The sequence below is a fragment of the Blautia sp. AF19-13LB genome (assembly GCF_003479105.1).
GTDB lineage: Bacteria > Bacillota > Clostridia > Lachnospirales > Lachnospiraceae > Fusicatenibacter > Fusicatenibacter saccharivorans.
Window position 1 is genome coordinate 81828 of the sequence record NZ_QUGO01000004.1, and the last position, 12698, is coordinate 94525.

Genomic DNA, 12698 nt, shown 5'->3' on the forward strand with positions numbered 1-12698 from the left:
AAAGTTAGCAGTATGGATAGAAAGCTTTCAAAAGATGTAAAGCTGATATTGGAAAATAGAATGTAGAAGAATAAAGGAAAAGAGGACACTATGGCATCAAGCATGATTCACTTGGCAATTGTACAGGAGATGAGAAAGAAAGTCTCGTTTCGAGATATCAACCGCCTGTTCCTTGGGGTGATTCTGCCGGATGGGGCGGTGGCGGGAAATAGCCATTTAAAGAAGAAAATCTGCGAAAATACCAGATACACATACGATCTCGAATGTTTCCGCGACAGATACGGGAAATACATGGAGAAGGATGATTTATATCTCGGCTATTATCTTCATCTGATCCAGGATATGCTATATCGGAGATTTATGTATGGGGAGCATGGCTGGAATTCGAGCGTTCCTGGAAATGTAGAAAAACTGCATCGTGACTACGAGATATTAAATGAATATGTTTCGAAAAAATATGGCCTTTTCCAGGAAATGATCCAGGAGCTGGATCTTACAGAAGAGCCATTGGCACAGCTTGCTGAATTCGATGTGAAAGGTCTTATAAAAGAAGTCCGCGGGGAATTCGTCCAGAGAAAAGAAGAGAAATTGTCCATCCTTACCAGACAAATGGCCAACGAGTACATCGTACGCGCGACGGAATTCTGCGTGGAAGAGCTAAAGGCACTGTCCAAAGGGAAATCAGGTCTGGACAGTACTGTGTGGAGCTGGGAAAAACCAGAAAACATATCACATGAAAAATTAAACCAGAAGTTAAATGCAAAAATCGAAAATATGTAATATAGTATATACAGAACAAAGCACGGACATTCACAAAAAGAACAGAGACGTGCAGAAAGCAGGAATGCAGCAGACACATTTATGAGTGCAGACCGCAGGCATACAATGTGGGATGTATGAAGCCATGGATGAATTATGAACCAAGGTCTCTGAAGGAAATCCTGAGCTTTAGAGAGAAGGCTGAGGCAGGAAAATAGCATCTCCACCGATGATATAAAGCAAGTCAGGGTGGAACAGCATTTGATACACATCAGTATCTACAAAAAATGTGGCTGAAAATAAGGCGGTAGTTTAACGGGCAAAACCTGTGCAGAAAAATGTTTCATGTTTGTGGAACGTACAGCAAATTTTTCGTAGAGGATAAGGCACAGAATGCAGGTTCAAGTCCTGCCCGCCTTATGCGATTGAGATAGCTCAAAAGAAAGGAGCGGCAGCGATGGAACAGATCATCGAAAGCGAGCGGTATGCGTGTGTCAGAACAGGGATGTGGAAGAAAAGATGTAAAGTTGTGATTGGAAAACAGGATGTAGGAGAATAAAAGAGAAACGGACGCTGCGTTTCAAAGATGAAGCAGTGTCCGTTTTTTACTATATGTAAGATACTGGGGTCAAAAGGGGTCAAAAAGCCTTTTGACCCCAACATCTATTTAAGAAAAGTTGACAGTTGAAGAATTAAGCAAAATACTCTCCTGCCAGTTCCTTAAATGCCGGCAGTGCCCGCTCGATCTGTGCGGTAGTAACGCAGTAAGCGATCCGAACAAATCCCGGTGCACCGAAGTCATCGCCGGGTACAAGAAGAAGTTCGTGTTTTTTCGCTTTCTCACAGAATGCATACGCGTCCAGTTCCGGAGTTTTCATGAAGAGATAGAAAGCGCCGTCCGGGTGAACGCAGGTGAAGCCGTAGGCGGTTAATGAATCATACAGCAGATCGCGGTTTTTCTTGTAGACCGAAAGATCAGAAACCTGTCCTGCGCATTTGGCGATGACGTGTTGGATCAGGCTTGGTGCGCAGACGAAGCCGAGGGCGCGTCCGGCACCGCAGACGGCTGCGTAGATGGTTCTTGCATCATCGACCTCATCCGGAACGAGAACGTAGCCGATACGCTCGCCCGGCAGGGAGAGGGATTTGCTGTAGGAGTAGCAGACCAGCGTGTTTTTGTAATATTTTGTCAGATACGGAACTTCCACGTCTCCGTAGACAAGCTCGCGGTACGGTTCATCAACGATCAGATAAATCGGATGGCCGTATTCGGCAGATTTTGCTTCCAGAAAAGCAGCGAGCTTCTGAATGCTTTCTTCTGTGTAGACAACGCCGGACGGATTGTTCGGGGAATTGACGAAAACACCTTTGGTGTGCGCTGTGACAGTGACCGAGAGGCGGTCAAAGTCGATCTGGAACGTGGAAGAATCAGCCGGCGTTTCGATCATGGCTGCGCCTGCAGATTCGATGAAAACACGGTATTCCGGAAAGTACGGGGTAAATACGATATACTCGTCGCCCGGAACGGTTAAAGCGCCAAGGACGATGCGGAGCGAAGCGGCTGCACCGCAGGTCATATAGAAGTTGTCGGCATGGAACGCGGTACCAAAGCGTTTGTTCAGGTCGGCTGCAACGGCGGCGCGGGTATCGGCATCGCCCTGCGCGGAGGTGTAGCCGAAGAGATAGTAATCGTCTTTGGAATCGAGCAGCTCCTTGATGATCTCATGAACGGAGGCCGGAGCCGGCACGTTTGGGTTTCCGATACTGAAATCAAAGACGTTTTCTGAGCCGATCTCGGCAGCGCGTTTTTTACTGTATTCGAAAATTTCGCGGATTACCGATTTTTTTGTGCCGAGAGTTACCATTTTTTCTGAAATCATGTGTCAATCCTCCTGAAGTAAATTGTTTGCCGCTATTTTAAATGAACTGTAAATATTATTCTTTTTTCTGCTTTTTCCTTATTTTAGCAGACAAAGACTGAATTGTAAATGCAGCATTTTCGGTCTCATGCTCCCGCAGGCTGAAAAGATGGCGGAAGCACACCACGAGTGATACCAGCAGACTGCCGAGCCGCACGGACGGAAGAAAGCGGGAAATTTGTGCGGCAACGGCAAACCCGGAGAACGAAACGATCGAGCGCAGACTGTGTGGCTGGATAATGAGAATCAGCGAAAACGTCAGATAAAACGCCGCCAGAAGAAGCGCCGGCCGCAGATCCGGCAGGAGGCCGAGCAGCACGCCAAACGAGACAGAGATCGCCTTTCCGCCTTTCGCAGGCTGCAGAAACGGCCATGCGTGTCCGGCCACCGGGGCGAGCAGAATCAGGGCGAAAATCCAGGAACCCATCGAAACAGCGGAACTGTGCGCCGCCAGAAACACCGGCAGAAATCCCTTCCCGATATCGCACAGGACGCAGAGCAGTCCAATCCGCAGTCCAGCCACTGAAAAGGCGTTGAAGGCGCCTGGATTCTGATCTTCATTCACAGTTCGGACATCCACGTGGCAGAAGTATTTTGGAATCAGGTACGAATACAGTACGCTGCCCGAGAGGTACCCGAAGAAACTATAAAACAGATAAGCAGTAAGCATCATAAGCAGTTACTCCGAAACTAATTTTTCCAAAAGGTGTGTAATTGACGTTCCCGCCTGCGGATGGCTGTTTTGATGCTGGGCATCGCGCATCGCAATCTGACGTGTATCATCGCAGGCAAGCGAAATACCGGCCTCTGCCAGCTCTTTCTGATGTGCGCCGGTCACGGACATTCCGCGTGAGACAAAAAAAGCACGGTTTTTTGTTTCGCAACCCGGAATCGGATCAGTGTGTACGAGCGGAACGCGCCGCACAGCGGCCTCGGTACTGCTTAAGCCCCCGGGCTTTGTAAACAGCACATCGGCAGCGGCCATATATTCCGCAACGTGGCGTGTAAAACCGATGATATGTACATTTGGGTTCTTATGGAACTGCAGCCGGAGCGAACGCATCCGTTTTTTATTATTTCCGCAGATGATCACAGCCTGTTCGCCGTTTTCCAGCCGGGAAACGAGTTCATGTGCGAGCAGATGCACTTTGCCGAATCCCATACTGCCGCTCATGACGAGAAACAGCGGAGCATTCTCGGGAAGACCGAGATGGCGGCGCACATCCTCTTTGGATGCAGGGCGCGCAAATGCGGGCCGCACCGGAATACCGAGAGGAAGCAGTTTTTCTTCCGGGATACCGCAGGATGCAAACTCCGGGATCAGATCCTTGTGCGGAACCACATAGTAATCGCAGTTCGTCTCTTCCCAGAACGGAATGCACGCGTAATCGGTGGCAACGGCAACGCAGGGAATCGTCAGCCGTCCTTTCTGTTTCATCCAGGTCAGTGTTTCCGCCGGATAAAGATGTGTGGTGACAACGGCATTAAAATGGTTTTGATCAATATAATCTGCAAGCGCATTTCCAAGCCGCGCATTTGCATAGTAAACGGGGGATTTCCAGGGAAATTTCCGTACCAGCTCACCAAGCTGATAGAGTGCGCCGAAGCCGGCCGGAAAAACGGAGACAAGCTTCACATAAGCTCCGCCGACCAGTGCGGAGGTATGCTTTCGCCCGAGGCTCATCAGATCCAGAACCTCGGCTTCGTGGTGATAAAAATTCAGACTTTCTTTTAATGCAGAGGCCGCAGCATTGTGGCCACCGCCAGTATTGCAGGATAAAATCAGTACCTTCATAAGAAAACTCCATTCTTTTGTTGTATCTCCGAAAGAAACAGGATCACGAGATTTTTCAGACACGCTCTAGTATAGAACGCTGTTATATTTCGGGCAATCCACAAAAGGAGAAAAGTGTCTGATATAACAGGAAGGCGACAGGCAGCAGAAATATCGGGGAGACGCAGACGGAGCATTCACCTGCGGATCAAGATTTTGAGAGAAAGGAAAACGACTGGTGCCTGAAAAATTGGTAAAATAGAATAAAACTGAAAGAAAAAGAAACAAAAAACAGGATAAAATGCTGAAAAATCAATTGACATCCCATCCAAAACTTCGTATCATAGAGACAGAATGGGGCGCGTTCGGAAAGCAATCTGCGCACCGGAAAATACAGGAGGTAAGCTTAAAATGGGTAAATGGCAGAGAAGTCTTTACCAGCCGGTTCTGCCGCTGGGAAAAGACGGAAAAAGGGTAACAGGAAGCGCGGAACATATCGCACTTTCCAGAAAAGCAGCAGGCGAGGGTATGGTTCTGGTGAAAAACGAGAATGAGACATTGCCGCTCGCAAAAGGCACAAAAGTAGCTTTATTTGGAAAAGGAACGATTGATTACGTAAAAGGCGGCGGCGGAAGCGGTGACGTTACCGTTGCGTATATCCGCAACTTCTACGAAGGCATGAAGATCAAAGAGGCCGAGGGGGAGGTTTCTCTGTTCCATGAACTTCCGGAATTCTATGAGAAAAATGTAAAAGAACAGTATGCTGCAGGCGCTGTACCGGGCATGACAAGAGAGCCGGAAGTACCGGACGAGCTGGTAACAAAAGCGAAAGCATATACCGATACCGCAATCATCACCATCTGCCGTTTCTCCGGCGAGGGCTGGGACCGCAAATGCCAGATCAACGATGAAGGCTATGAGCTGTTTGAGGATGAGAAAAAACAGATCGAGCTGAGCGCCAGCATCTTCGAAAACGGCGACTTCTGCCTGACAAACGGCGAAGCAGCCATGGTAGAAAAAGTAAAAGCAAACTTTAAAAATGTCATCGTTGTCATGAACGTCGGCGGTATGGTTGATACCAGCTGGTTCAAAGACTGCAAAGAGATTCCGGCGGTGCTGATGGCATGGCAGGGCGGCATGGAAGGCGGCCTCGCGGCAGCGGACGTTGTAACAGGCGACGTCAACCCATCCGGTAAACTGGTTGATACCTACGCAGCAACCCTCGAGGATTATCCATCCACCGAGAACTTCCATAAATCCGTTTATTACGTGGATTACAACGAGGATATCTACGTTGGCTACCGTTATTTCGAGACGATTCCTGGCGCAGCGGAGAAGGTCAATTATCCGTTCGGCTTCGGTCTTTCCTACACCAGCTTTGAGACAGAAGTTCTGGGGGCAGAAGAGAAGGATGGAAAGATTGTTGTAAAAGCAGCTGTTACCAACACCGGAAAACGTGCCGGAAAAGAAGTTGTACAGCTCTACTATGGCGCACCGCAGGGCAAGCTTGGCAAGCCGGCCAAAGAGCTTGGCGCTTACCGGAAAACAAGACTGCTGCAGCCAGGCGAGACACAGAGAGTCGTTCTTTCCTTTACAGTGGAAGATATGGCATCTTTTGATGACCTTGGAAAGGTTGCAAAATCTGCCTATGTTCTTGAGGCAGGAAGCTACGTCTTCTACGTTGGAAACAATGTAAGAGATGCGAAGAAACTGGACTTCACCTACGATCTGGCAGAGGCAAAAGTGACTGCACAGTACACCAGCCTTGCCGCTCCGCATAAGCTGGAAAAACGTCTCCTTGCGGATGGAACCTACGAAGCGCTTCCGACCGATAACGGCCCTGTCGAGGAAGAAGGACTGGAGCGTCAGGATAAGCTGACTCTGGAAGGCTTCCTCCCGGCAGTCAAAGCACAGGAGAGAAAGAGCTTTGGCGAGCTTATGGAAGCAGCAAAGACGAATCCGAACCTGATGAATGTGGTCGAAGGAAAAGAAACGCTCGACGAGTTTGTAGATAAGCTTCCGACAGAAGCACTCATTCATCTGCTCGGCGGTCAGCCGAACACAGGAGTTGCCAACACGTTTGGCATGGGAAATCTGCCTGAGTACGGCATCCCGAATATCATGACCGCAGACGGACCGGCAGGCCTTCGCATTCAGCCGCAGTGTGGCGTCAACACGACCGCATGGCCGTGTGCAACATTGCTTGCCTGCACCTGGGATCCGGAGCTGATCGAAGAGATCGGTAAAGCCGGCGGAGAGGAAGTCAAAGAAAACAACATCGGCATCTGGCTGACCCCGGCTGTCAACATTCACAGAAGCCCGCTCTGCGGAAGAAACTTCGAGTATTATTCCGAGGATCCGCTTGTGGCCGGAAAATCCGGTGCGGCAATGGTACGCGGTATGCAGTCCGAGCACATCGGGGCAAGTGTGAAACACTTCTGTTGCAACAACAAAGAAACAAACCGAAAAGACAGCGATTCCCGCGTTTCCGAGCGTGCGCTGCGTGAGATTTACCTGAAAGCCTTCGAGATCATTGTAAAAGAGGCAGATCCATACACAATCATGTCGTCCTACAACCTGATCAACGGCGTTCAGGCATCTGAGAACAAGGATCTTTTGACCGGTATTCTGCGCGGTGAGTGGGACTTTAAGGGAATGGTAACGACCGACTGGTGGACCCACGGCGAGCATTACCGCGAGACAAAAGCCGGAAATGATATCAAAATGGCAAACGGATACGAGGAGCGCGTACAGGAGGCATTTGAGAAGGGATACATCACCCGCGACGAAATCGCTCTTTGTGCAAAACGAATCCTGACCATGATTCTTCGCATGGACTGATGTGGATGCATGTGAATAAATAAAGAAAAGTGTGGATAACGCATAAAAAAATCGTATGCTGTTGTGGAAAAAGCAACAGCATACGATTTTTTTACTTACACGGCAATGATCTAAGATCCGTATTTTAACAGGACCCTGGCAACCGCAGCTCACGAAAAGTCTTTTGCAGAAACGCTCCGGGAAAGAAACCTGTTTTCAGGCAGTAGCCTTCTGTAGCTCTGCCATGATCTTAAATTCCCGCACGACCATAACGATGCTGACTGATGCGGCTGCAAGGTCTGCAATCGGTGCAGTGTACATCACGCCGTCAATGCCGAAGAGATACGGAAAAATCAGCAGCAGCGGAAGCAGGAAAATAATCTGTCTCGTCAGCGAAAGAAAAATACCCTTCTTCGGTGCTCCGATTGAGGTAAAGAAGTTTGAGCTGACCGGCTGGATACCGTTCAGGAATGTGAAAAACAGGAAAATGCGGAAGTACCGCTCTGCAAAATGCAGGTACTCTTCTGAACCGGAACCAAAAATGCCGATAATCTGGCGCGGAAAGAGCTGGAAGCAGAGGAAGGCGACGATGGAAATGGCAGTCGCCGCAAAAACTGCTTTTTTATAAGCGTCCTTCACGCGGTCATATTTCTGTGCACCGAAGTTGAAGCTGACAATCGGCTGAAGTCCCTGGGAAATGCCGATGACAAAGGAGAAGAACAGCATATTCACCTTTGAAATAATACCGGCGCATGCAAGCGGAATGTCGCTTCCATAGACGGAATTGGAGCCGTAGTAGGTCAGTGTGTTGTTCATAACGATCTGAACAACCATCATTGCCACCTGGTTGAATGCCGGAGTTGCACCAAGCGCAGCGATCCGTGCCCAGCAGGCTATTTTCGGCTTCAGATCGGAAAGAGAAAGCGGCAGCGTTTTAAAACCGCGCAGATAGAAGACAACGAGCGCGAACGATAAAATCTGTCCGGTGATCGTGGCGAGCGCTGCACCTGCCATGCCCATGTGGAAAACGAAGATGAACAGCGGGTCAAGAATCGTGTTGACGATCGCGCCGACCAGGTTGCACAGCATGGAAAATTTCGGGCTGCCATCCGCGCGGATCAGGTTGGAGCCGCCGATTGTGACGATCAGAAACGGGAAGCCGATGGAGGTAATTCTGGTGTAAGTACAGGCGTAATCAATGACATCCGGCGTCGCACCAAAGAGAAGCATCATCGGACGCAGAAAAAGCTGAACGGCAACGCAGAGGATCACACCGAGGATTGCCAGCATGGAGATGGCATTTCCAACATAGGATTTCGCGTGCTCCGGATCCTTTCTGCCCATGCAGAGATTGAAGTTTGCAGCACCGCCGATGCCGCAGAGCAGACCGATGGATGTGCAGACCATGCTGAGTGGGAACGCTACGTTGGTCGCTGCGTTTCCGAGCACGCCGATGCTGTGACCGATAAAGAGCTGGTCTACCATGTTATAGAGGGCGCTGACGAGCATCGCGATGACGCTCGGAATCGCAAAACGCCGCAAAAGAGAGCTGACCGGTTCCGAGCCGAGAGGATTTTCGGAAGGTTTCATAGAGGGTATCTCCTTTCAAATGGAATAAAAATTCATCGTTTGTATCGGGTGAACATTCCCAGAAAAACTCCGAGACTATATAGTATACCATAGAAAGAAAACAGAAAACAAGAGGGTGACCGCTATTTTCAGGAAGTGTAACAGAATCGTAGCAGAACTCTCTGCATTTTTAAAAAAGGGATTGACAAAAATGAAATATTAACCTATATTGAAACAAGGTTAACAATTCGAAAGCAGAAAGAATTGGATACAAGAACCTGCGAGGAGGACTTACATTCATGAAAAAATCAAAACTTACCACAAAACAGATTGTACTGACCGGCATGATGACGGCAGTGCTTGCGGTACTGTCCATTGTGACGATTCCGCTTCCGACCGGCGTTCCGGTGACGCTGCAGACCTTTGCAATGGCATTTTGCGGCTACGTGCTTGGCTGGAAATTGGGAGGTGCATCGTCCGCTCTTTATCTGATCCTCGGCGCGATCGGCGTTCCGGTTTATGCCGGCATGAGCGGTGGATTCGGCGCTCTTCTCGGACCGGCCGGCGGTTTTATTTTCGGATTTATTCCGATGGCAATGCTCTGCGGTGCCGGAATTAAAAAAGGCTTCCCGGGCAAACCATTCGTTCTTGGAATCGCAGGTCTTGCGGTATGTCACGCATTCGGTGTGGTACAGTTTTCTATTGTAACAGGAAACACGATCCCGGCTTCCTTCCTGGCAGTTTCCGTTCCGTACATCGTAAAAGATGTGATTTCCGTTGTAGTAGCTGAAATTCTCGGTGTAGCCGTTCGAAAAGCACTGTCAGCAGCTCATGTAATGAACTACGGAACCGCAGCATAATCACAGAGCGTTTCTGAAAAACCAAAAGATAAAAACAAGAGACAGGCATCCTGACAATCTGCCAGGTGTCTGTCTTTTTCTGTTTTGTCAAGCGGATATTCGCAATCCGCTTCGCTACTTGCCTGATTCGGTTAAAGTATTCCGCAGCAGCAGCGGTTATTTGAAAAAACGTGCAAAATGCATTTCATACAGTTTCAAAATTTTAATGAATTCCTAAGAAAGAGGCAAGAAGGCGTTAAGGGAGATATGGTAGGATAGAAAGCAGGAAAGAACAACAAAGGGGTTTGAAACTATGAGAAAAAGAACACGAAAACACCGGGGAACAGCGGGAAAAATGGTTGGAGGTTTTCTGGCATTTTTCTGCCTGATTCTGCTGACGGCCGGAATGTTCTGGGCAATCCAGGGATATGTTTCCTATCAGAAGGCAGTGAAGGAAAAGCCGCTCGCGCAGGCGGTAGAGGAAATCAGAAGCGAAGCACAGTGGGCTTCTCTTGAACAGGTGCCGGATCTGTACAGAAAAGCGGTGCTTGCTGTCGAGGATCACCGGTATTACACACATCACGGGATAGACTGGATCAGCATGGCGCGCGCGGTTGTACATGACATCCGCGTGATGAAACCGGAGCAGGGAGGCAGTACTATCACACAGCAGCTGGTAAAAAACATGTATTACGATCAGAATAAGACACTTGCCAGAAAAGCGGCAGAGGCGTGGACAGCACTTTATGTGGAACGACAGCTCTCCAAGGAAGAAATTCTGGAGCTGTACATCAACACTATTTATTTCGGGGATGGCTATTACGGACTCAAAGAAGCATCGCGTGGTTATTTCGGAAAAGAGCCGCAGGATCTGACCGACAGCGAAGCCGTTCTCCTCGCCGGAATCCCGAATGCACCGTCCGCCTACGCGCCGTCGCGCCACGCGGATCTGGCGCTGCAGCGGGAAAAGCAGGTGCTGGCGGCAATGGTAAAATATGGATACCTGGAACAAAGTGAGACGGACAGCCTGCTGTGGGATGCGGCAGCCGATCCGGTTCTGGCACGATAGAAAGAAAAGTGAGGAAAAAAGAATGGGAAAACTGATCAGACTGGGGGCAACAGCGCTGTCCATGATTGGAATTTTGGTGATGATTCTCTGTGTGCAGGCGGCGATTTTATTTGTGAGGCTGTGCATCCGAAGAAAGCAGAAAAAAATTGAGCTGAAATAAGAGAAAGAAAAATGTGAGCAGAATTGCCGGAAGAAAAACGGTGATTCTGCTCGCGTTTTTTTCTGTGAGCAATCCGATTGCGTTTCCGCCGGGAAAAAGGTATAATGAAAAACAGGTAAAAAAATGGTAAAACAGACAGCTTTTGAGGAAAAATAAATGGAACAGAAAGACCGCGCAGAACGGATTTTAAAACAGATTCCCTATGAGATCGTGTATTCCGCCCGCAAAACGCTCGCCGTCCAGGTCAAAGCGGATGGAAGCGTGGTGGTGCGCGCACCGAAACGGATGGCAAAATACAAAATCGAAGCATTCTTAAAAGAAAAACAGGATTGGATTCACACACACCGGGAAAAAGCGTTGGCGGCCGCAGAGCAGAAAACAGCGAACCGTCTGACGGAAGCAGAACGAAAAGCGGCGGTTAAACGTGCGGCGCAGATGCTGGCGGAAAAGACGGCACATTTTGCAAAAGAGATGGGCGTAACGTATGGCAGAATCACAATTCGTGAGCAGAAAACCCGCTGGGGCAGCTGCAGCAGCGCCGGAAACCTGAACTACAACTGGAAACTGGTGCTGATGCCGGAGCGCGTGATGGATTACGTCGTTATCCACGAGCTGGCGCACCAGAAAGAGATGAACCATTCCGCGCGGTTTTACGCGGTGGTGGCACAGCAGATGCCCGATTACAAAGTGTGGCAGAGCTGGCTGAAGGAGCATGGAAGAGAGTACTGAAAAAGAGAGGCAAAACAAATGATACTGACCGAAGAAAAAACATATATCATCAATGTGACGGAAGTCGATACCGACGCAGAGCTCGGTTTAAATAAGAAAGATATTATGATCAAATACACGAATCTGGAGCTGCTGCACGCGGTTCTTGCAAGCACGATGCCGTACGGCCGTCTGTCGGCGCGCTACCGCGGAAAACGGAAGGCGGAGCTGCAGTCACGGATTGCGATGGTGGAGAGTGTGCTCGAAACACGCGGCGACCAGCTGGTAAAAGCGGAGCAGATTATGTATCTCGACACGGCGGAGCGCAGTGCAATCTGTCATTATCTCGGCATCATCTACACGCGGCTGATTGCGCAGAAGCTGTACGGAATTGACTGTATGGTACCGCTGAACCTGATCGAGCAGCCGGGGGAGAAAAAATTTGTAAAATACAACGGTGCATACCGCCAGGATCTGATCGGATACGGAAAGCAGAACGCATGGAGCGTCTGGGAGCCGGTCGGCAGGAGCGAGAACAGCCAGGCGGCCTTTGGAAACGGATGCCGGGCGGCGTCGGAGATCGAGAAGATCAATGAAAATCCGCTGGCGAAGAGCGCGGCGTGCATGACGTATTACGAGAGAGGCTATCTGAATGCCGTTGTAAAAGAGCCGGAGCGGACCGGGGACGGGACACTTTGGTTTCCAGAGGAGAATTATTTCAAGGCATATTATCAGCCGTTTTTCGAGCTGTTTGCGGACGAACAGCCGGGTGAGCTGTACGGAAGCAGCGGCGGCTTTGAACTGGAGCTGACTCTGCCGTGGACGGAGGAAGGAAAACGCGGCTTCCGCCATCTGCAGATCGGAACGGATCCGGTGACGATTGCATTGATGCGGGAAGGGAAGTACGATCAGATCTTAAAGCGGATGGAAAACGTTTTGGATTTATCAAAAGAGTGCAGATTCTGCGGGGAAGATGGCATCTGGGTAGGCGCAGAGTAAAGGTCATCGGAAGTGCCGAAGCTGTCGGGGATGATGGTACACAGATTCTGTGTGGGAAAAGCGAAAAAGAAAGGACAAGAGC

The 12698-nt window shown here is 49.5% G+C and carries 11 protein-coding genes and 1 tRNA gene; 8 read left to right on the forward strand and 4 right to left on the reverse strand.

From position 1 onward, the window contains the following. Window positions 1–90: 90 nt before the first annotated feature. Both DWX32_RS05460 and DWX32_RS19535 read left to right on the forward strand, forming a co-directional pair. The gene (locus DWX32_RS05460; RefSeq protein WP_117814101.1) at window positions 91–780 is read left to right on the forward strand and encodes a hypothetical protein; all 690 of its coding nucleotides are present in this window, start codon (window positions 91–93) and stop codon (window positions 778–780) included. Window positions 781–1060: 280 nt separating this feature from the next. Next, window positions 1061–1179, forward strand: a tRNA-Phe gene (locus DWX32_RS19535). A gap of 272 nt (window positions 1180–1451) precedes the next feature. Here DWX32_RS19535 and DWX32_RS05465 read toward each other — a convergent pair. Genes DWX32_RS05465 through DWX32_RS05475 form a run of 3 tightly spaced genes read right to left on the reverse strand, consistent with a single transcriptional unit; the run spans window position 1452 to window position 4473 of the window. Beyond that, window positions 1452–2639, reverse strand: coding sequence for a pyridoxal phosphate-dependent aminotransferase (locus tag DWX32_RS05465; protein WP_118659386.1), 1188 nt, complete (start codon window positions 2637–2639; stop codon window positions 1452–1454). A 55-nt stretch (window positions 2640–2694) separates the two neighbouring features. Then, window positions 2695–3351, reverse strand: coding sequence for a glycerol-3-phosphate acyltransferase (locus DWX32_RS05470; RefSeq protein ID WP_243002071.1), 657 nt, complete (start codon window positions 3349–3351; stop codon window positions 2695–2697). 6 nt (window positions 3352–3357) lie between these two features. After that, complete coding sequence (locus DWX32_RS05475; protein ID WP_118659387.1) at window positions 3358–4473, reverse strand: MGDG synthase family glycosyltransferase; 1116 nt, start codon at window positions 4471–4473, stop codon at window positions 3358–3360. Between the two features lie 390 nt (window positions 4474–4863). Here DWX32_RS05475 and DWX32_RS05480 point away from each other — a divergent pair, with 390 nt between their 5' ends. Further along, window positions 4864–7293 (forward strand): glycoside hydrolase family 3 protein, encoded by a 2430-nt coding sequence (locus DWX32_RS05480; RefSeq protein ID WP_118659388.1) that lies wholly within the window; start codon window positions 4864–4866, stop codon window positions 7291–7293. A 195-nt stretch (window positions 7294–7488) separates the two neighbouring features. On the opposite strand, the gene DWX32_RS05485 is transcribed toward DWX32_RS05480, so the two are convergent. Next, entirely contained in the window at window positions 7489–8862 is a 1374-nt protein-coding gene (locus tag DWX32_RS05485) for an MATE family efflux transporter (protein ID WP_118594854.1), read from the reverse strand. Window positions 8863–9140: 278 nt separating this feature from the next. Here DWX32_RS05485 and DWX32_RS05490 point away from each other — a divergent pair, with 278 nt between their 5' ends. From DWX32_RS05490 to DWX32_RS05505, 5 genes are all read left to right on the forward strand, one after another. After that, a complete protein-coding gene (locus tag DWX32_RS05490; RefSeq protein ID WP_022461328.1) occupies window positions 9141–9701 on the forward strand; it encodes a biotin transporter BioY in 561 nt (186 codons plus the stop codon). 292 nt (window positions 9702–9993) lie between these two features. After that, window positions 9994–10749: a transglycosylase domain-containing protein gene (locus DWX32_RS05495; RefSeq protein ID WP_243037559.1), complete on the forward strand. Its 756-nt coding sequence runs from the start codon at window positions 9994–9996 to the stop codon at window positions 10747–10749. A gap of 22 nt (window positions 10750–10771) precedes the next feature. Further along, complete coding sequence (locus DWX32_RS19540; RefSeq protein ID WP_156327580.1) at window positions 10772–10909, forward strand: hypothetical protein; 138 nt, start codon at window positions 10772–10774, stop codon at window positions 10907–10909. 156 nt (window positions 10910–11065) lie between these two features. Then, on the forward strand, window positions 11066–11638 hold the full coding sequence (locus DWX32_RS05500) for a M48 family metallopeptidase (protein ID WP_118659389.1): 573 nt from the start codon (window positions 11066–11068) through the stop codon (window positions 11636–11638). An 18-nt stretch (window positions 11639–11656) separates the two neighbouring features. Continuing rightward, complete coding sequence (locus tag DWX32_RS05505; protein WP_118659390.1) at window positions 11657–12616, forward strand: hypothetical protein; 960 nt, start codon at window positions 11657–11659, stop codon at window positions 12614–12616. Window positions 12617–12698 lie beyond the last annotated feature (82 nt).